This is a genomic window from Geodermatophilus sp. URMC 61 (assembly GCF_052931555.1).
In genome coordinates this window covers 1,303,269-1,322,614 of sequence record NZ_JBRFHZ010000002.1, presented here as the reverse complement: position 1 = coordinate 1,322,614, position 19,346 = coordinate 1,303,269, and the positions used below count along the sequence as shown (strand labels likewise).

Below are 19,346 nucleotides of genomic sequence, written 5' to 3'. Positions count from 1 at the left end.
ACCGGCGCTCAGATCGCCTCGATCCGCGGGTACTCCGGGCGCCACATCGCCGCGTGCACCTGCTGGACCGGGTCGTGCAGCTCGACCTGGGCCAGGCCCTCGGCCGCCGCGGCCCGGGCCACCGCGATCCCGACCGCGGCGGACACCGGCCGCAGGTCGTCCACCGGTGGGAGGAGCGCCGACCCGGCGGCACCCGCGTCGGAGAGCTCGGCGACCGCGGCGGCAGCCGCGGTCAGCATGCCGGTGCTGACCCGGCGTGCCTTGACCACCGAGACCCCCAGCCCCAGGCCGGGGAAGATCAGGGCGTTGTTCGCCTGCGCGATGACGTGGGTCCGCCCGTCGTGGTCCACCGGCGCGAACGGGCTGCCGGTCGCCACCAGCGCGCGGCCGTCGGTCCAGGCGATCAGGTCCTCGGGCAGCGCCTCGCACAGGGAGGTGGGGTTGGACAGCGGCAGGATGACCGGTCGCTCGGCGGAGGCGGCCATCGTGCGCACGATCGGCTCGCTGAAGGCGCCCGGCTGGGTCGAGGTGCCGATCAGGATCGTCGGCCGGGCCCGGGCCACGACCTCGGCGAGCCCGATGGCCCCGTTCGGTCCGGCCCAGCCGGCCGTCTCGCCGGCGGGACGGGCGTACGCCACCTGGAAGTCCCGCAGCTCGGAGGCGCGTTCCTCGGTCAGGAGCCCGCGGCTGCCCAGCGCCCAGAACCGCTGCACCGCCTCCTCGCGGGACAACCCCTCCCGCACCATGGCGTCGCGGAGCATGTCGGCGATCCCGATCCCCGCGGTCCCGGCGCCGTAGACGACCACCCGCTGGTCGCGCAGCCGCGCGCCGGTGGAGCCCAGTGCGGCGAAGACCGCCGCGAGCACGACCGCCGCGGTGCCCTGCATGTCGTCGTTGAAGGTGCAGCAGGTCTGGTTGTACCGCTCGAGGATCCGCCGGGCGTTGCTCGCGCCGAAGTCCTCCCAGTGCAGCAGGGCGTTGGGGAACAGCTTGGTGGCGGCGGAGACGAAGGCGTCGATGAAGTCGTCGTAGCGCTCGCCGCGCACCCGGGAGTGCCGGTTGCCGAGGTACATCTCGTCGTTGAGCAGCCGGAGGTTGTCGGTGCCGACGTCGAGCACGACGGGGATGACCCGCCGCGGGTGGATGCCCCCGGCCGCGGTGTAGACGGTCAGCTTGCCGATGGAGATCTGGATGCCGCCGACGCCCTGGTCGCCGATCCCCAGGATGCCCTCGGAGTCACTGGCGACGATGAGGTCGCAGTCGTCGGGACCGAGACCGTAGTCCCGCAGGGCCCGCTCGATGTCCTGCGGCTCGTCGACGGACAGGAAGACCCCCCGCGGCCGGTTGTAGTCGTGGCTGAAGCGCTCGATGACCTCCCCGATGGTCGGGGTGTAGACGATCGGCAGCATCTCCTCCAGGTGCTCGCTGAGCAGCCGGTAGAAGAGCACCTCGTTCCGGTCCCGCAGACTCGCCAGGTAGACGTGCTTGGCCAGCGCGCTGGGCTGTCCGCGGTACTGCTCGTACGTGCGGCGCACCTGGCCCTCGATCGGCGAGACCGCGCTCGGCAGCAGCCCGCCCAGCCCCAGTGCCTCCCGCTCGGCCCTGGTGAAGGCCGTGCCGCGGTTGAGCATCGGGTTGCGCAGCACGTCGTTGCCTCGGGCGCGGATGCGCGCGATCAGGCTCTCCGGCGCACCGACCAGCTCGTAGGGCCGTTCGTACATGGGGTCGCTCCTCGCTGTCGTGGTTGCACCGGTGGCTGGTCAGGGGTCCCGGCGGGCCCGGCCGCGGGGCACGCGACCCCGGACCTCGACCCGTCCCCTTCACGGCGGGTCCCCGGAACCACCTCGTCGAGCAGGTGAACGCCCGCTCGGCCCCCGCGGGCGCGAGGACCGGGGCGAGCGCGTCGATCCCACTCCTGCGTCCCGGCCGGGTCCAGGGACTCGAGCACGGCCGGCCTCCTCGGAGGCGACGGCGCTCGCGGCGGTGGCCCCGCGCGCTGGGCTGGCGAGGACGGCGGGGCGGGCCTGGATCGGCCCGCCCCGCCGTTCCGGCGGTCAGTGCGTCGCGCGCGGGTTGGGCATCCGGGGCCTGGTCGGGGTGGGGTGGTCGGTGTCGGTGTGCTCGACGACGATCCCCTCGGCGTCGCCCTCGTAGGTGGTGCCGATCGCCGGCGCCTCGGCGAAGATCGGCCCCTCCTCGACGTGCCCGCGACGCACGTTGAACAGCAGGTTGAGCAGGATCGCGGTGATCGCGGCGGCGCTGATGCCGGAGTCGAAGATGACCTGGAACCAGCTCGGGAAGGGCTCGTAGAACTCCGGGATGGCGATCGGGATGACCCCCATCCCCAGCGCGGCGGCGACGATGACCAGGTTGGCGTTGCCGTCGTAGTCGACCTTGCTCAGCGTGCGGATGCCGCTGGCGGCGACCGTGCCGAACAGCACCAGGCCGGCGCCACCGAGGACGGGCAGGGGCACGACCGCCACGATCCCCCCGAGGACCGGGAAGAGCCCGAGCAGGAAGAGGATGACGCCGCTCACCGCGACGACGAACCGGCTCTTGATCCCCGTCACCGCGACCAGTCCGACGTTCTGGGCGAACGCGCTGACCGAGAAGCCGTTGAAGACACCGGCGACGGTCGTGGACAGCATGTCGGCCTGCAGACCGCCGGTCACGTCGCGGCGGGTGAGCGGCTTCTCGACGACCTCGCCGATGGCCAGGATGTCGGCCGTCGTCTCGGTCATGATCACCAGCATCACGATGAGCATCGACACGATCGCGCCGACGGCGAAGGTCGGCGTCCCGAAGTGGAAGGGCGACGTCAGCTGGAAGGGAGCGGCGTCGGTGATGCGGCCGAAGTCGGTGGCGCCGAACGGGATGGCCACCAGCGTGCCGAGCACCAGGCCGAGCAGGATCGCGACCCGGTTGAAGAAGCCGCCGAGGAAGCGGTAGATCAGCACGATGATCAGCAGGGTGGCCGCGGCCAGCCCGATGTTGCGCATCGACCCGTGGTCGGGGGTGTTCGTCGGCCCGAGCGCCCACCGCATCGCCACCGGTAGCAGGGACACCCCGATGACGGTGATGACCGTGCCGGTCACGACCGGGGGGAAGAACCGCAGCAGCCTGGTGAAGAACGGCGCGATCACCAGGGCGATGGCGCCGGCGACGATCAGCGCCCCGAAGATGGCCCGCAGTCCGGCCTCGCCGCCCAGCGGGGCGCCGATGGCCAGCATGGTCGAGACGGCCGCGAACGACGTCCCCTGCACGATCGGCAGCCGGGCGCCGATCCGCCAGACGCCGAGGGTCTGCAGCAGCGTGGCCAGGCCGGAGATGAACAGCCCGGCGCTGATCAGGTAGGTGGTCTGCGCCGGGGTCAGCTGGAGCGCGGTGCCGACGATGATGGGCACGGCCACCACGCCGGCGTACATGCTCAGCACGTGCTGCAGGCCGTAGGCCACCATCGGTCCGGGCGGGAGCACCTCGTCGACCGGGTGCACGCCGGTCCTGGCCGCACCGGTGTGGCGCCGCTTGTTCCACAGGGCCATCGGTCTTCCTCCTCGGTCAGCGGGTCGGTGCGGTCACCAGCCCTGGCCGGGGTCGAAGGCCAGGCCGGGGGCGGGGGCGTCGTCGCGGCGGACGGTGAGCTCCTGGAGCCCGTAGGGACGGTCGTCGGCGTGGAAGACCTCGTTGTCGTTCTCGATGCCGAAGCGCGCCAGGTCGTAGACGAAGTGGTGCTTGTTCGGGGCGGTCATGCGGATCTCGGCGATCTCCGGCTGCTCGTCCAGCACCGCCACGCCGGCGTCGTAGAGGGTCTGCTGGTGCGCCAGGCTGTGGTGGTTGCCGTAGGTCTCCAGCAGCGTCTGCACCGCCCGGTCGTGGGACTTGCCCCAGTCGACGTCCTCGCTGGTGTGCAGCCACTGGGCGCGCATCGACGTCGCCATGAGCCGGTCGTGCGTGGGCGCCAGCGTCGTGAACCGGTCCTCCAGGAAGTCCGCGAACTCGGAGTCGGTCGTCTTCAGGATCCACAGGTCCTCGACCCCGGAGACCACCCAGGTGGTCGAGCCGTCGTAGGTGACGGTGGCGGTGCGGACGTAGCGGCCGTCGCGGGTGAAGGCGTGCGGGTTGCCCAGCCGGGTCCAGGGGTACATCTCGATGTGCACCCGCGCGTGGGTGATCGGCTCGGTGTCGTCGACGAAGTGGCGGGCCAGCCGGATGCCGAACGACTCCGGCTGCGCGACGACGTCGTCCTCCTTGGCGAACGCGTAGACGGTGTTCTTCTGCGTGTCCGTCGGGAGCACCGGTGAGTTGTCGCCGGTCAGGTGCGGCGCCTCCTGCCCGCCCCAGAGCGCGACGCTGACGTTGTAGTCGACGATGTCGTGGGGGTCGCTGTCGCGGAAGACCCGGACGACCCGGTTCTCCGCCTTGCCGTACTGGTTGTGGCCGAGCACGAATGCCATGGGGATCACACTCCTGTCTAGGAACCTCGGTAGGTGGAGAACGCGTAGGGGCTGAGCAGCAGGGGGACGTGGTGGTGCCGGTCCTCGGTGACGGTGAAGGCCACCGCCACCTCGGGGTAGAAGCCGGTCTGGCCGGTGGCCGCGAAGTACTCGCCCGTGGCGAACACGAGGCGGTGCACCCCGGTGTCCAGTCCGTCGGGGGCGAGGTCGCGCAGCCGGCCGTCGGCGCCGGTGACGCCGTTCCCGAGCGGCTGCCACCCGTCGTCGGTCCGGCGCTCCAGGACGACCCGCACGCTCGCGGCGGGCTGCCCGGAGACGGCGTCGAGCACGTGGGTCGACAGGGAGCTCACGGCTGCAACGACCTCTCCAGGCGCAGGCGGGTGATCTGCCGCAGCTGCTCGGCGACCTCGCGCCGTTCGGTCTCGGGGTCGTTCCGCAGCCGCCGGTGCAGTTCGGCGAGCATCTCCGCGGGAGACCGGCCGGCCGCACGGATCAGGAAGACCTGGTCGAAGCGCTCCTCGTAGGCGAGGTTGCCCTCGCGCAACGCGGCGCGGACCTCGGCGCCGGCGTCGTCCATCCCGGACTGCTCCTGCCGGGACCAGGCGGCCTCGGTGGACGAGCCCCCCACCCGCTGGCCGATGCGCGGGTGCGCCGCCAGCGCCTCGGCCAGGTCGTCGGGTCCGAGCTCCTTGACCGCCCGGTCGCTGGCGGCCAGCAGCTCGTCGACGTCGGCGTAGGGCCGGTCCGCGACCATCCGCGCGACCCAGGCGCGGGCCGCGCAGCAGGTGGCGAACTGCTCCTCGGCCCGGTCGGCGGGCAGCGTGTCCAGGGTCCGGAGACCGGCCTGCAGCACGTCCACCGACCCGCTCATCGCGCGTCTCCCGCGAGCAGGGACCGGACGGCGTCGGGGAGCGCGTCCAGGGCCTGGACCGGCCGGGCGGTGAGGACGTCGTCGGCCGTGCCACCGTCCAGTCCGCACTCCTCCCCCAGCACCTGACGGGCCTGGGCGGCCGGCAGGCTGTTGAACCAGCGCAGCCCCAGCCGGGCCCGTCCCTGGTCGCTGAGCGCGCCGTGCAGCCGCACCCGCGCCATGCCGCCGTCGGGGAAGACGTCGAGCCGGACGGTGTCGACCTCGCCGGCGTCGGGCAGGCGGAAGAGGTGGCGGGTGTCCGGCTGCAACCGGGTGCGGGGCAGCAGCTCGGTCCACTCCCCCGAGCCGGCCGCCGCACCGGTTCCGCGGCGGGTGCCGCGGAGCGAGGCCCACCCGGGGGCGTTGCCCACGAAGTAGCTGGTGTCCAGCTCGGCCAGGCGCACCACGCCGGGCCCGGCCAGGGAGAACTCCACCCAGTCGTTGCCCCCGTCGCGGCGGCGGGCGGTCTCCCACCCCTCCCCCATCACCCGCGCCTGGCCCGGGGAGATCAGGTTCGTCGGCGACGAGAAGAACGTGTTGCTGCAGCCGCTCACCACACCCCCGTTGGCGAGGGCGGCGAGGTCGACGGCGCCGGCCCCCAGGAACCGGGGGTCGGGGACCACCTCGCCGTGCACCCGCAGCCGCGCCACCCCGCCGTCGGGGTACATGCACAACCGGACGTGGGTGAAGCGCTGCGGCCGGTCGACGGCGAAGGCGTTCCTCGTGTCCCCGGCGGCCGGCGACCGGGGCACCAGGGGTACCCACTCGGCGTCCTGCAGCTCGCTCGGCGACGGGTAGCCCTCCACCGCGGCGCCCTCGACCGACACCGCCGGCGGGTAGTTGCCCTTGAAGAAGGCCGTGTCGACGACGACCCCCCGCACGATCCCCGGCACGCCCAGGCGGACGATGGCGAAGTCGAAGCCGGGCTCGCGCCGCCGGCGGGTCTCCCAGCCGTCGTAGACCTGACCCTTGTGCCCGAAGGTGTACGTCGAGTACGTGGGCGCCTCCGGCTTGATCAGGTTCTCCCGTTCGGCGAACAGCTCGTCGTTGGCGTGCACGACGCTGCCGCCCAGGCTGCGCGAGGCCAGGTCGGGCAGGTGGGTGAAGTCCTGCACCGGCGCCGCGTCGGCTCCGGAGCCCACGACCGCGACCCCGGGCTGCTCCTGGACATGGCTGGTCATCGTCACGCTTCTCCTCGGGTCAACAGGTGGCCCCGCGGTTGCTCGCCGGCCAGCGCTGCACGGTCGATCTCGTGGCCGCGCAGCCAGGTGCTGCGGACGACTCCGTCGAGCCGCCGGCCCGCGTACGGGGTGATCGGATTGCGGTGGAAGAGTGCGGCCGGGTCGACGACGAAACCGTCGTCCGGCGCGAAGACGCAGAAGTCGGCGTCGTAGCCGGGCTCGATGCGGCCCTTGCGCTGCAGCCCGACGAGCTGCGCCGGCCGCTCGGCCATCCAGCGCGTGACGTCGGCCAGGGAGAAACCGCGCTGCCGCGCCTCGGTCCACACGTCGGAGAGGCCGAGCTGGAGGGAGGAGATGCCGCCCCACGCCTCCGCGAAGTCGCCCAGGTCGAGCCGCTTGAGCTCCGGGGTGCACGGTGAGTGGTCCGAGACGATGCAGTCGATCGTCCCGTCGGCGAGTCCCTGCCACAGCAGGTCGCGGTTGGCCGCTTCCCGGATGGGCGGGCAGCACTTGAACTGCGTCGCCCCTGCCGGGATCTCCTCGGCCGCGAACGTCAGGTAGTGCGGACAGGTCTCGGCGGTGATCCGGACGCCGTCGCGGCGCGCCTCGGCGAGGAGCCCGAGGGCGTCGCTGCTGGACAGGTGCAGGATGTGCGCCCGCGCTCCCGTGGCCCGGGCGGCGTCGATGACCCGGCTGACGGCGCGGTCCTCGGCGACCCGTGGCCGTGAGGAGAGGAAGTCGCGGTAGTGCCCGCCGTGGGGGCTGGGGGCCTCCTCGATCGCGTCGGCGTCCTCGGCGTGGACGATGAGCAGCCCGTCGACCGTCCGCAGGACGCGCAGGTACTCCTCGAGGTCGTCGGGACGCAGCGGCGGGAACTCGTCGACGCCCGAGTGCACCAGGAAGCACTTGAAGCCGAAGACGCCCGCGGCGTGGAGCGCGGTCAGCTCTCCCACGTTCCCGGGGACCGCGCCGCCCCAGAAGCCGACGTCGACGAAGGACTGCCCGAGGGCGCTCTTGCGCTTCACCTCCAGCGCAGCCACGTCCACCGTCGGCGGGATGCTGTTGAGCGGCATGTCCAGGATCGTGGTGACGCCACCGGCGGCAGCCGCCCGCGTCGCCGACGCGAAGCCCTCCCACTCGGTGCGGCCGGGTTCGTTGACGTGCACGTGGGCGTCGACCAGGCCGGGGAGCAGCACGACGTCGTCGTCGAGCTCGACGACCCGCCGTCCCTGCAGACCCGACTCCAGCGGCTCCACGGCGGCGATGCGCCCGCCGGTGATCCCGACGCAGCCGGCCTGCTCGCGTCCGGCCGTCACGAGACGGCGAGCGCGCAGGACCGTGTCGAACCGGGTCACGAGGCCTCCCGTTGCCGAGTGGGGAAGGTGGTGGGGTCGCCCGAGCCGGCCGGACGACCGGGGGGACGGCGGGCCGGTCGCGACGTCTCGACCGGGCTCCCGCCGGACGGGTCGGCGGGGCCGCCCGATGCCGGAGGACGCTATGAGCGGGGATGTGACCCGGTCAACAGATCCGGGCAGATATACGAAATACCGACCCCGGCGGGAATGGCGTCCGCGGACTCGGGGTGTATATCCGATATATCCGTCGCCTCCGCCGGGATTGTGTCGACGGACCGCTTGACCACGACATTCGGCAGCGCCTACGGTCCCAGGCACATTCATCCGGACGCCGTCCTCCGAAGACGACGACCCGGTTCACGGAAATCCCCGGTCCCGGCAGGCTGACCATTCATTCCCTGTCCGACCGGCTCTACTCCCCCGGAAGACGTGATGGTCGTTCGCACCCTTCGGTACGAGGTCAACTGCTCCATCCTGTTCACCGAGCTGCCCCTCCTGGCGCGCCCGGAGGCCGCGAAGGCGGCCGGGTTCGACGCCGTCGAGTTCTGGTGGCCCTTCCCGGTCGCCGTGCCCTCCGACGCCGACGTCGACGGCTTCGTCCGCGCCATCCGCGACGCCGGCGTGCAGTTGGTCGGGCTCAACTTCTCCGCCGGGGACATGCCGGGCGGGGACCGGGGCCTGGTGTCCTGGCCCGCGCGCACCCAGGAGTTCCGGGACAACATCGACGTCACCGTCGGGATCGGTGAGCAGCTCGGCTGCCGCGCCTTCAACGCCCTCTACGGCAACCGGGTCGACGGCGCCTCGCCGGAGGAGCAGGACGCGCTGGCGGTGGAGAACCTGGCCCTGGCCGGTCGGGCCGCGAGCCGGGTGGGCGGCACGGTGCTGGTCGAGCCGGTCAGCGGCGCACCGCGGTACCCGCTGCGTACCGCGGCCGACGCCATCGGGGTGATCGACCGCGTCGCCGAGGAGACCGGGGTGACGGACCTGGGCTTCCTCTGCGATCTGTACCACCTGGCGGTCAACGGGGACGACATCGACCGGGTCATCGAGACCCACGGCCGGCGGGTCGCGCACGTGCAGATCGCCGACGCCCCCGGCCGGAACGAACCGGGGACGGGGGAACTCGACCTGGACCGCTACCTCGGCCGGCTGGCGGCTGCCGGTTACGACGGCTGGGTCGGGCTGGAGTACAAGCCCAGCGGCGCCTCGGCCGACAGCTTCGGCTGGCTGCAGTAAGGACCTCCCTGCCCCCCACCACTCGCGGGCTCGCGGCGGGCCCCTGCAGGGAGGCCGCGCCCGATTGATCCGGAGGAGAATCCCTATGACAACGGTCGCCTTCATCGGCCTCGGCATCATGGGTGGCCCGATGGCCGGCAACCTGGTCCGAGCCGGCTTCGACGTCATCGGCCACAACCGGAGCCCGGAGCCGGTCCAGCGGCTCGTCGAGCAGGGCGGGCGCGGCGCCGGCAGCCTGGCCGAGGCCGTGCGCGACGCCGACGTCGTCGTGACCATGGTGCCGGACTCGCCGGACGTCGAGGCGGTCACCATCGGCGAGGACGGGTTCTACGGGCTGGTCAAGCCGGGGACCCTGCACGTCGACATGAGCTCGATCCGCCCCGACGTGGCGAAGCGAGTCGCCGAGGCGGGCCGCGAGCGAGGCGTGCGCGTCCTGGACGCCCCGGTGAGCGGCGGTGAGCAGGGCGCGATCGACGCGACCCTGTCGATCATGGTCGGCGGCAGCCCGGAGGACTTCGCCGACGGCCGGCCCGTCCTCGAGGCGGTCGGCAGGACGATCGTGCACGTCGGGCCGGCCGGATCCGGCCAGACGGTCAAGGCGGCCAACCAGCTCATCGTCGCCGGCACCATCGAGCTCGTCGCGGAGGCCATCGTCTTCCTCGAGGCCTACGGGGTCGACACCGAGGCCGCGGTGCAGGTCCTCGCCGGCGGCCTGGCCGGCAACGCCATCCTCGACCGCAAGGCGGCCGCGATGCTCCGTCGCGACTTCAAGCCCGGGTTCCGCGTCGAGCTGCACCACAAGGACCTGGGCATCGTCACCTCCGCCGCCCGCGAGGCCGGAGTGGTCATCCCCCTCGGGGCGGTCGTCGCCCAGCTCGTCGCCAGCCTGAAGGCCCAGGGCGACGGCGCACTCGACCACTCGGCGCTGCTCAAGCTCGTCGAGCAGCTCTCCGGCCGGTCCTGACCACCACATCCACGAGACGACGCGGGCCCGCGAGCGGGCCCGCGGAGACAGGAGACCCATGCCTCGCATGAGGGCCGTCGAGGCGGCCGTGCAGATCCTCCAGCGGGAAGGCGTGACGCACGCCTTCGGAGTGCCCGGAGCGGCGATCAACCCGCTGTACGCCGCGCTCCGCGAGAACGGCACCATCTCGCACGTGCTCGCCCGGCACGTCGAGGGCGCCTCGCACATGGCCGAGGGCTACACCCGCGCCGAGGCCGGCAACATCGGGGTCTGCATCGGCACGTCCGGGCCGGCCGGCACCGACATGATCACCGGGCTGTACTCGGCCTCCGGCGACTCCATCCCGATCCTGTGCATCACCGGCCAGGCGCCGACCGCGCGGCTGCACAAGGAGGACTTCCAGGCCGTCGACATCGCCGCGATCGCCGCGCCGGTGACCAAGATGGCGACGACCGTGCTCGAGCCGGCGCAGGTGCCGCGCGCCTTCCAGCAGGCCTTCCACCTCATGCGCTCCGGGCGACCCGGCCCGGTGCTGATCGACCTGCCCTTCGACGTGCAGATGGCCGAGATCGAGTTCGACGTCGACGCCTACGAGCCGCTGCCCGTCTACAAGCCGCAGGCCACCCGGGCCCAGATCGAGAAGGCCCTGGACATGCTCCAGGCCGCCGAACGGCCGCTGGTCGTCGCCGGCGGGGGGATCATCAACGCCGAGGCCGCCGACCTGCTGGTGGAGTTCGCCGAGCTCGTCGACGTCCCGGTCGTCCCGACGCTGATGGGCTGGGGCGCGATCCCCGACGACCACCGGCTGATGGCCGGCATGGCGGGGCTCCAGACGTCCCAGCGCTACGGGAACCAGAACCTGCTGGCCTCGGACTTCGTGCTCGGCGTCGGCAACCGGTGGGCCAACCGGCACACCGGCGGGCTGGAGACCTACACCCGCGGGCGCACCTTCGTCCACGTCGACGTGGAGCCCACCCAGATCGGGCGGGTGTTCACGCCCGACCTCGGGATCGTCTCCGACGCCAGAGCGGCGCTGCGGCTCTTCGTGGAGGTCGCCCGGGAGCGGCGGGCGGCCGGCCGGCTGCCCGATCGCACGACCTGGGTCGAGGAGTGCGCCCAGCGCAAGCGGACCCTGCTGCGGCGCACCCACTTCGACGACGTCCCGATCAAGCCCCAGCGGGTGTACGAGGAGATGAACAAGGCGTTCGGCAGGGACACCCGCTACGTCAGCACCATCGGCCTCTCCCAGATCGCCGGCGGCCAGTTCCTGCACGTCTACCGGCCCCGCCACTGGATCAACGCCGGCCAGGCCGGGCCGCTGGGCTGGACGGTGCCCGCGGCCCTCGGTGTCTGCGTCGCCGATCCGGAGGCGACGGTGGTGGCGCTGTCCGGCGACTACGACCTCCAGTTCCTCATCGAGGAGCTGGCGGTCGGGGCCCAGTTCCACCTGCCCTACATCCAGGTGCTGGTGAACAACTCCTACCTGGGGCTCATCCGGCAGGCGCAGCGGGCGTTCGACATGGACTACGCCGTGCAGCTGGCCTTCGACAACGTCAACTCCCCGGAGGTGGGCGGCTACGGCGTCGACCACGTCAAGGTCGCCGAGGGCCTCGGCTGCAAGGCCCTGCGGGTGCAGGAGCCCGACCGGATCGGCCCCGCGCTGGAGGAGGCCAAGAAGCTGCTGGTCGAGCACCGCGTCCCGGTGGTCGTCGAGATCATCCTCGAGCGGGTCACCAACATCTCGATGGGCACGGAGCTCGACAACGTCGTGGAGTTCGAGGAGCTGGCCAGCGAGGGCGACCACGCGCCCACCGCCGTCTCCGCGCTCGCCCTCGGGGAGATGCAGCTGCTCGACTGAGGGGGGACCACCCTCCCCACGCCCCGGAGGAGGACCCCGTCCTCCTCCTCGCACGCTCGCGGCGAGCCCCTGGACGGGGCCGGCGGCCCCTGGAGGGTGGCCGTTCCGGTGGCCACGGCCGTGCCAGTCCGTCACCAGCTCGAGGAGGATGCATGCGCGTCGTGGTGGCGCCGGACAAGTTCAAGGGCTCCCTGTCCGCGCCGGAGGTGGCCGCTCACCTCGCCGCCGGGCTCACCCGTGCCGCCCCGAGGACCGAGGTCGTCCAGGTGCCGGTGGCCGACGGGGGCGACGGGACGCTCGACGCGGCGGTCTCCGCCGGGTACCGGCGGGTCCCGGTGTCCGCACAGGGACCCACCGGCGAACCGGTGGCGACCGCCTACGCCGAGCGGAACGGCACCGCCGTCGTCGAGATGGCCGACGTGTCGGGGCTGCGCCGGCTCCCCGGTGGGCGGCCGGCCGCCCGCACCGCGTCGAGCCACGGCACGGGTGAGGTCATCGGTGCCGCGCTCGACGCGGGCTGCCGGCGCATCGTGCTCGGCATCGGGGGCAGCGCGTCCACCGACGGCGGGGCCGGGCTCGTGCAGGCGTTGGGCGCACGTCTGCGGGACGCCGGAGGCCGCGAGGTAGGCCGCGGCGGTGCCGCTCTGGCGGCCGTCGATGTGCTGGACCTCTCCGGGCTCCACCCGGTTCTGCGAGAGGCGGAGGTCGTCGTCGCCTCCGACGTCGACAACCCGCTGCTGGGCCCGCGAGGTGCGGCGGCCGTCTACGGTCCGCAGAAGGGAGCCTCGCCCGACGACGTCACCGAGCTCGACGGCGCACTGGCCCGGTGGGCGGAGGCCGTGCGGGCGGCGACCGGCGTCGACGTGGCGGACCGCCCGGGCGCCGGTGCGGCCGGTGGCGTCGGGTTCGCGGCGATGGCCGTGCTCGGCGCGACGGTGCGACCGGGCATCGACCTCGTCCTCGACCTCGTCGACTTCCGCGCCGCGCTGCCCGGTGCGGGCCTGGTGATCACCGGCGAGGGCTCCCTGGACGAGCAGACCCTGCACGGCAAGGCACCCGCCGGCGTCGCTGCGGCCGCCCGCGGGGTGGACGTGCCGGTCGTCGCCGTCGCCGGCCGCTCACTCCTCACGCACGAGGACCTCGCGCCCACGGGGATCCACGCCGCGTACGCGCTGACCGACATCGAACCCGACCCCGCCCGGTGCATGAGCGAGGCCGGCCTCCTCCTCGAGCGGCTGGCCGAGCGGCTCGCCGCCGACTGGGTCCCCGACGAGGAACAGGAACCGACCACATGACGGCGACAGCCGGCCCCGGAGGGGACGTCGTCGTCCCCCTCTTCCTCAACGGTGAGGGCATGCGCGGTGGTCGGGTGCACCCCGGCATCGCGCGGTACGCGTTCCTCGGTGAGGCGAGCACCGCTCCGCGCTACCGCTTCTACGCCTGCGAGGGGGGTTTCCCGGCCCTGTGGCCGGTCACCGAGGGTGGGGTCCGCGTACCCGGGGAGCTGTACGCCCTCCCCCTGGCGGCCGTCCGCGACGAGTTCATGCCGGTGGAGCCGCCGGAGCTCGAACTGGCCGTGATCGAGCTCGCCGACGGGTCCGCGAGCCTGGCCGTCCAACTCCGCCCTGAGGTCCATGCCGAGGGCCACGGTCTCGTCGACATCTCCGACCACGGCGGCTGGCGCGCCTACCGAGCGGGTCGCGTGCAGCGACGACCGGTCCGGGACGGGCACACTACCTGCCACGAACGCCAGCAGAGCGAGGTGGCAGGTGGCTCCCACGTTCCGACCGCAGACCATGCAGGAGGCGGTCCTCCAGGAGCTGCGCCGCCGCATCCACGACGGGGAGCTGCGACCCGGGACCGTGATCCGGGTCGATGCGGTGGCAGGAGCGCTGGGGGTCAGCCGGATCCCGGTCCGCGAGGCGCTCATGATCCTCGAGGGAGAAGGCCTGGTCACGCACCGGCCGCACGTGGGCTTCACCGTCCCCAGCCTCACCGCTGAGGAACTGGAGGAGATCTACTTCGTTCGTGCGTTGCTCGAGGACGAGGCCCTGCGCCGAGCCCTGGCGAACACCACGGACGCCGACCGCGCCGCGGCCCGAGAAGCCTGCGAAGCGGCCGAGGAAGCCCTCCGCCACGGTCAGGTCAACGCCTTCAGCGACAACGGACGACGTCTCCACGAGGCTCTGCTCGCGCCCTGCCGCATGCCGCGACTGCTCCGCCTGCTCGCGGGCCTGTGGGAGGCCACCGAGAGCTATCGAGCGGCGAACACACTCGACAGGAGCGGGCAGGAGATCCTGCAGGCCGAGCACCAGGTCATGCTCGACGCCTTCGTGGCCGGCGACGAGCAGCGACTGATCCAAGCGGCGGAGCAGCACCGGCGGCACCTGCTCGCCGGAGCCCTGCTGGGCACGGGTCCCGCGACGGACACGCCCGCCGGCCGGCCCTGACGACACGGCCAGGCGCAGGCCGCCGGTCGAGGCGAGCCGTGGGTGGTCGACCGGCGTCAGCGCCGGCGGTCGAGGACGCCCAGCACCTCGGCGATGTCCTGGACGTCGCCCACCAGTGCCGGGCCGGCACGCCGGTGCCCCGAAGGCTGCCGCGCGGCACGCCGGGTCAGCCCGGCACGGGCGAGCCCGACCTGGAGGTGGTCCTCCCAGGGGGTGCTCCGGAGGTCGGCGGGAGAACCGTCGTTCATGTCGTCCATCTCGTCGGGGATCGGAGTCCTCATCCTCCTCGTCGGCCCCGACGTCCGTGGTGAGACAGGACATGACGTCGGACACCGCAGCGAGGGGGCCACGAACACGTCGACACGTCGGGGAGCGGTCGCCGGCGAGGTCGTCGCGCCCAGGGCCGCCGCTCACCCGGGCACCCAGCGATCGCGGAGGACCTCACGCCAGGAGCGGACCAGGTTCCACCCGGTCTCGTTGCCGGTCGTCGGCAACGCGGCGCGGCCCGAGTTGACCGGCTGCTGCCGTGTCCGGGCCGGCAGCGCGCGGGCACGGTGGGCTCAGGTCCGCGGGGGCGTGGCGCTCCCGCGCCCGCGAGGGCCTCGGCTGTCGGCTACCACGTGTTAGTGCGCGGGGGTGGACGGGGTGCTCGGTACGGACGAACGCGGGGTCCTGGCGGAGATCGACCGCCTGCTCCGGTCGGCCGAGAGCTCTCCCAACCCGCGCTGACCCACGACGAGAGGGGTGACCCCGGTGAACGCGCCGACCCCGACGACGCCCGGCCCCGCCGGTGCGGTCGTACTCGCCGGGTCGCACGCGGGCCGCCCCTCGCCGGTGACCGGCGGCGGACTGCTGGCCCTCGCGCTGAGCCTGCGGGCGCGCGGGTTGCGTGGCCTGGACGTGCTGCGACGCAGCCAGGACCGGGCGCCACCGGCGTGCGCCTGACGTTCCCGGTCTCTCGGCCCTCGTCCTGCGCGTCCCGCTCCCGGTGGGGCGCGTTTCTCGTCATCCCAGGAGGACACCCATGACCACGCTCACCACCCCTGGCACCACCGGATCCCCGGCCCCGACCACCGACTGGGCGCCGTTCCGGGTGCTGCTCGAGACCCAGCGGGCCGACTGCGTCCGGCAGCGCGAACTCGCCCTGGCCGAGACGGCCACCTCGATGCCGGACCCGGTCGCGGTCAGCCGCGCGACCACCCTGCTGCGCACGATCGGGGACATCGACGCAGCCCTGGAGCGGATCGCGGCCGGCACCTACGGCGTGTGCGTGCACTGCCGGGCCGCCATCCCCGCCGAGCGGCTGGAGTTCCGGCCGTTCGCGGCCGCCTGCGTCTCCTGCCAGCAGACCCGCTGAGCGGTCGCCGCCGCGGACACGCGTCCCCGCGCGGGCTACCCCCGTCAGCCACCTCCCGGGCAGCCACCGGTCCGACCCCGGCGTCCGACCGGCGGCGCAGCACACCCAGTGCCGGTCGATGCCCGGTCGACTCGGCCCGACCACCGGGCAGTTGGTCGCCCGGACCGTGCTCGAGGGCGAGGCCCCACCGGAGCTGGGCCCGCTCGACCCGCTGCGCTGACCCGCCTCCGCACGCCCACCCGTCGGCGACCACCCCCGGACGCCGGCGGGTGGCGGGTGGGTCCCTCCCCGATTGGAGCCCCCGTGCTGCACACGCCCGCCCACCGACCCGCTCCCGACACCGGTCAGCTGCTGTCGGTGAGCACTGTTCCCGACCCCCGTCCCGGACGGGTGGTCGTCGAGGTGGTCGGCGAGGTCGACAGCTACACCGCCCCGGCGCTGGACCTCTGCCTCACCTCGCAGGCGCGCCAACCCGGCGTCCGCGAGCTCGTCGTCTCCCTGGGGCGGGTGACGTGCCTCGACGCGGCCGGAGTCGAGGTGCTCGCGCGGGCGCACCGCTGCTGCCGGATGCGCGGCATCCGGCTGGTGGTCCGCACCGGCGGCCGTCACCGCGTGCTCCGCCCGTTGCAGCTGACCGGGCTGGCCGACCTCGTCGCCGTCGACCCGGCCGACGTCGAGGGCCCGCAGCCGCGCGGTCGGCCGACGCGCGGGCGGCCACAGACGACTCCGCGACGTCCCTCGGCGCGGCGTCCGCGGCGGGTGTGCCGGTGAGCGGCGCAGTGCGGCCGCCGCTGCCTATGCGTGCCGCGGCGGCGGCCTACCGGTTCCGGGAGAGCCTGTTCGCACTGCCCGCACTCATCGTCATCGCCAGCATCGTCCTCGCCGAGGCGGCCGGTGCGGCCGACCGGGCCGCGGGCGCGGGAGCCCTCCCCTTCACCGTGACGATGCGCAGCAGCACCGCCACCTGGCTGCTGAGCACCGTGGCCGGCGCGACCATCACCACCGCCGGGGTGGTGTTCTCCCTGACGGTGGTCAGCCTGCAGCTGGCCAGCAGCCAGTTCAGCCCCCGGGTGATGCGCTCGTTCATCCGCGACCGGCTCAGCCAGGTCGTCATCGGCCTGCTGATCGCCACGTTCGTCTACTGCGTGCTGATCCTGCGCCGCGTCGACGGGGACGCCGCCGGCCCGGCGCCCCGGATCTCGCTGACCGTCGCCGTCGTGCTGACCGTGGTCACCGTCCTGCTCATCGTGGCCCACCTGGACCACCTCGCGCACAGCCTGCAGGTGGGTGAGGTCGTCGAGCGCATCGGTTCCGAAGGCCGGCAGGTCCTCGCCGCCGCCGCCCGCACGACCACCGCCGAGCGTCCCGCCGCGGCCCCGGAGCTGCCGGCCGGGCAGCCGGTGCTGGTGGTGCCGGCGCCGCGCGACGGCTGGATCACCCAGGCGCCCAGCGACCGGCTGCTGGCCGCCGTCGAGCCCGGCACCACCGTTCGTCTGGACACCCGCATCGGCGCCTACGTCCACGCCGGTGAGCCCCTCGTCACCGTGTGGCCGGCACCCGAGGACCGACGAACGACGACACGGCGTCTGTCGGCGACGGTGCTCATCTCGGCCACTCGCACCATGCAGTCCGACATCGACTTCGCCCTGCGGCAGCTGGTCGACATCGGGCTGCGTGCACTGAGCGCGGCGATCAACGACCCGAACACCGCCGTCGAGGTGGCCCTGCGGATCGGCAGCCTGCTGCGCCGGGTTCTTCTCACCGCCGCCCCGGCCGACGCGGTCACCGGCCCCGGCGGACGACTGCTGCTGCGGCCCTGGCAGCTGTCCGGCGCGGAGTACGTCGCGCACGGCTTCGACCAGCTCCGCCACGCCGCCCCGGCCCAGCCACAGGTCGCCGCCGCCCTGCTGCGCGTCCTGCGCATGCTCGTCGACCACGTGGAGACCGCCGGCCGGCCCGAACACGTGCCGGCGCTCCGTCGCCAGGTCGACCTGCTGCTCGGCGCACTCCGCACGGTGCCCGGCCTGGTGCCGGCCGACCTGGCCCGGCTCGAGGCGATCGGCACCGGCGACGATCCGGCCGACCACAGCCACCGGTGGGCGACGGCCCGCACGCGTGCGCTCAACGGCCACCGCACGGCCGGTGCGGTGTGAGCGGGGCCGTCACCACCGGCCGGCTGATGACCGTCGCGGCGGTCGCCGTCGTCGCCGGGGCGGCGATCGCCTCCACCGCCGGCAGCGTCGGCACGGCCGCGACGTGCCGGCTCCACGGCGACCCTGCGACCGGGCCGGGGGCGTTGCCCCCGGGCGGCACGGTCAACCGAAGGTGACGTCGGTGATCTCGGCGCGGAAGAACTCCCCCGCGCCCTGCCGGTCGGTGCCCCACCACCAGCCGGCGCGCAGCGCGGACGGGACCGTCACGCCGCCGAAGGCACGTTCGGTCTCGATGGCGACGCCGAACGGGTGGCGGCCGAACCCCTGCCCGTCCGGGTTGCCCCAGCGTTGCAGCCGGACCTCCCGGAGTGCACCGTCGCGGTCGATACGCAGGGAGACGGACTCGTCGACGTCGTCGATCCGCCAGGTGGCCACGGCGGTGTCCGGTTCGGGACCGTCCGCCCAGCGGGCCGCGCCGTAGGCCGTCGGCAGCCAGCAGGCGCCCTCGCCGGCGAGCCGGCCGGCGGCGCTTCGGGTGACGTCCGGGTTCGCAGCGGTCACCACCGGGACCAGGCCCAGCAGCCGCCAGCGCATCTGGCCGGTGCCGGAGCCGTACCGGTCGAAGCCGGTCACCGGCAGCCCGGCGACGCGGGCGGTGGCCGCCCAGATGAACCCGTGCGGTGGGGCGAGCACCTGCCGGGCCGTGAACGACCGCCACGCCCCGATCTTGATCTCGCCGCGCATCCGCAGCCGCACCGAGGGCCACAGCGGTGTCCCCGGGGCGAGGGCGTGCGTCAGCCAGCGACGGGCCGGCTCCGGCAGCCCCGCCACGAGATCGGGGCTGAACCGGCCAGGCGGAGCCGGTACGGCTGCGAGCCGTGCCCACTCGGCGCGCAGCGACCGCGGCGCGGCGGACGCGCTCGACCCGTCGGTGGTCACGCGGCCTGCTCCTCCCTCTGCGGGCTCGCCCCCCGGCACGCGAGCGGGTCCCGACGACGACCGGTCCCCCGAACCGGCGAACACGTCGCGGGCGGCTGCGAACCCGGATCCACCGCAGCCTGGTGGTCAGCCCAGCCCGGCCGGGATCGGAAGACCTCCCGGCCGGACGACCGCGGGCCACCGCCGCCCTGCGTCCTCGCACAGCATCGGCACGGGATCGTGGACGCGCCACTCCTCGCGCCGGTGACGCCCCGTGCCCCGGCTCGCATCGACGCTCGCGGCGTGACCACCTCCGCCGGGCTGCAGCGCCTGCCGGCCCGGAGGATGGAGGCGGCGCCGGACCCCGGCCTGCCGCTGCCGACCCGCTGGGACCCCTACTGCGCCGGGGGGATGCTGCTGCGCCGGCGCCGATCCCCCACCCGGCACTCCGAGCACCACCGCCGCCGGCCTCCCCCGCCCGGCGCGTCCTGATCACCGGCCCGCGGCGCG

The 19,346-nt window shown here is 73.7% G+C and carries 20 protein-coding genes and 1 pseudogene; 12 read left to right on the top strand and 9 right to left on the bottom strand.

Annotated elements, in window-relative coordinates:
• Positions 1–8 precede the first annotated feature (8 nt).
• The 7 genes from ACU610_RS06140 to allB all read right to left on the bottom strand — a co-directional run bounded on the left by ACU610_RS06140 (position 9) and on the right by allB (position 7,900).
• A complete protein-coding gene (locus ACU610_RS06140; RefSeq protein ID WP_446766826.1) occupies positions 9–1,721 on the bottom strand; it encodes an NAD-dependent malic enzyme in 1,713 nt (570 codons plus the stop codon).
• Positions 1,722–2,054: 333 nt separating this feature from the next.
• Positions 2,055–3,542 (bottom strand): nucleobase:cation symporter-2 family protein, encoded by a 1,488-nt coding sequence (locus ACU610_RS06135; RefSeq protein WP_446766825.1) that lies wholly within the window; start codon positions 3,540–3,542, stop codon positions 2,055–2,057.
• Between the two features lie 33 nt (positions 3,543–3,575).
• Positions 3,576–4,454 (bottom strand): factor-independent urate hydroxylase, encoded by an 879-nt coding sequence (pucL, locus tag ACU610_RS06130; protein ID WP_446766824.1) that lies wholly within the window; start codon positions 4,452–4,454, stop codon positions 3,576–3,578.
• A 17-nt stretch (positions 4,455–4,471) separates the two neighbouring features.
• Positions 4,472–4,804: a hydroxyisourate hydrolase gene (uraH, locus tag ACU610_RS06125; protein WP_446766823.1), complete on the bottom strand. Its 333-nt coding sequence runs from the start codon at positions 4,802–4,804 to the stop codon at positions 4,472–4,474.
• Positions 4,801–5,325, bottom strand: coding sequence for a 2-oxo-4-hydroxy-4-carboxy-5-ureidoimidazoline decarboxylase (gene uraD, locus ACU610_RS06120; protein ID WP_446766822.1), 525 nt, complete (start codon positions 5,323–5,325; stop codon positions 4,801–4,803). The genes uraH and uraD overlap by 4 nt, the downstream gene beginning before the upstream one ends.
• On the bottom strand, positions 5,322–6,545 hold the full coding sequence (gene alc, locus ACU610_RS06115; protein WP_446766821.1) for an allantoicase: 1,224 nt from the start codon (positions 6,543–6,545) through the stop codon (positions 5,322–5,324). The genes uraD and alc overlap by 4 nt, the downstream gene beginning before the upstream one ends.
• Positions 6,546–6,547: 2 nt before the next feature.
• Positions 6,548–7,900 (bottom strand): allantoinase AllB, encoded by a 1,353-nt coding sequence (allB, locus tag ACU610_RS06110; protein ID WP_446766820.1) that lies wholly within the window; start codon positions 7,898–7,900, stop codon positions 6,548–6,550.
• Between the two features lie 432 nt (positions 7,901–8,332).
• Between allB and ACU610_RS06105 the strand changes: the two genes are divergently transcribed.
• From ACU610_RS06105 to ACU610_RS06080, 6 genes and pseudogenes are all read left to right on the top strand, one after another.
• A complete protein-coding gene (locus tag ACU610_RS06105) occupies positions 8,333–9,136 on the top strand; it encodes a hydroxypyruvate isomerase family protein (protein ID WP_446766819.1) in 804 nt (267 codons plus the stop codon).
• A 64-nt stretch (positions 9,137–9,200) separates the two neighbouring features.
• Positions 9,201–10,100, top strand: a complete 900-nt coding sequence (locus ACU610_RS06100) for a 2-hydroxy-3-oxopropionate reductase (protein ID WP_446766818.1) — start codon at positions 9,201–9,203, stop codon at positions 10,098–10,100.
• A gap of 58 nt (positions 10,101–10,158) precedes the next feature.
• Positions 10,159–11,958, top strand: a complete 1,800-nt coding sequence (gene gcl, locus ACU610_RS06095; RefSeq protein WP_446766817.1) for a glyoxylate carboligase — start codon at positions 10,159–10,161, stop codon at positions 11,956–11,958.
• Positions 11,959–12,110: 152 nt separating this feature from the next.
• Positions 12,111–13,253 carry a glycerate kinase gene (locus ACU610_RS06090; RefSeq protein ID WP_446766816.1) on the top strand — a complete coding sequence of 381 codons (1,143 nt, stop codon included), beginning with the start codon at positions 12,111–12,113 and terminating at the stop codon, positions 13,251–13,253.
• Positions 13,250–13,639, top strand: a pseudogene (locus ACU610_RS06085) (allophanate hydrolase-related protein); the annotation flags it as partial. The gene ACU610_RS06090 and the pseudogene ACU610_RS06085, both read left to right, overlap by 4 nt.
• An 88-nt stretch (positions 13,640–13,727) precedes the next feature.
• A complete protein-coding gene (locus tag ACU610_RS06080) occupies positions 13,728–14,408 on the top strand; it encodes a GntR family transcriptional regulator (protein ID WP_446766815.1) in 681 nt (226 codons plus the stop codon).
• Positions 14,409–14,464: 56 nt separating this feature from the next.
• Here ACU610_RS06080 and ACU610_RS06075 read toward each other — a convergent pair whose 3' ends face one another.
• On the bottom strand, positions 14,465–14,689 hold the full coding sequence (locus ACU610_RS06075; RefSeq protein WP_446766814.1) for a hypothetical protein: 225 nt from the start codon (positions 14,687–14,689) through the stop codon (positions 14,465–14,467).
• A 472-nt stretch (positions 14,690–15,161) separates the two neighbouring features.
• Here ACU610_RS06075 and ACU610_RS06070 point away from each other — a divergent pair, with 472 nt between their 5' ends.
• From ACU610_RS06070 to ACU610_RS06050, 5 genes are all read left to right on the top strand, one after another.
• Entirely contained in the window at positions 15,162–15,353 is a 192-nt protein-coding gene (locus tag ACU610_RS06070; RefSeq protein WP_446766813.1) for a hypothetical protein, read from the top strand.
• 79 nt (positions 15,354–15,432) lie between these two features.
• Positions 15,433–15,765 (top strand): TraR/DksA family transcriptional regulator, encoded by a 333-nt coding sequence (locus ACU610_RS06065; RefSeq protein ID WP_446766812.1) that lies wholly within the window; start codon positions 15,433–15,435, stop codon positions 15,763–15,765.
• Positions 15,766–16,068: 303 nt separating this feature from the next.
• A complete protein-coding gene (locus ACU610_RS06060; protein WP_446766811.1) occupies positions 16,069–16,536 on the top strand; it encodes an STAS domain-containing protein in 468 nt (155 codons plus the stop codon).
• Complete coding sequence (locus ACU610_RS06055; RefSeq protein ID WP_446766810.1) at positions 16,533–17,918, top strand: DUF2254 domain-containing protein; 1,386 nt, start codon at positions 16,533–16,535, stop codon at positions 17,916–17,918. The genes ACU610_RS06060 and ACU610_RS06055 overlap by 4 nt, the downstream gene beginning before the upstream one ends.
• On the top strand, positions 17,915–18,094 hold the full coding sequence (locus tag ACU610_RS06050) for a hypothetical protein (RefSeq protein WP_446766809.1): 180 nt from the start codon (positions 17,915–17,917) through the stop codon (positions 18,092–18,094). The genes ACU610_RS06055 and ACU610_RS06050 overlap by 4 nt, the downstream gene beginning before the upstream one ends.
• Here the strand turns inward: ACU610_RS06050 and ACU610_RS06045 are convergent.
• Positions 18,081–18,857 (bottom strand): DUF6544 family protein, encoded by a 777-nt coding sequence (locus ACU610_RS06045; RefSeq protein ID WP_446766808.1) that lies wholly within the window; start codon positions 18,855–18,857, stop codon positions 18,081–18,083. The genes ACU610_RS06050 and ACU610_RS06045 overlap by 14 nt on opposite strands.
• 282 nt (positions 18,858–19,139) lie before the next feature.
• Between ACU610_RS06045 and ACU610_RS06040 the strand changes: the two genes are divergently transcribed.
• Complete coding sequence (locus tag ACU610_RS06040) at positions 19,140–19,328, top strand: hypothetical protein (RefSeq protein WP_446766807.1); 189 nt, start codon at positions 19,140–19,142, stop codon at positions 19,326–19,328.
• The last annotated feature ends 18 nt before the right edge of the window (positions 19,329–19,346 follow it).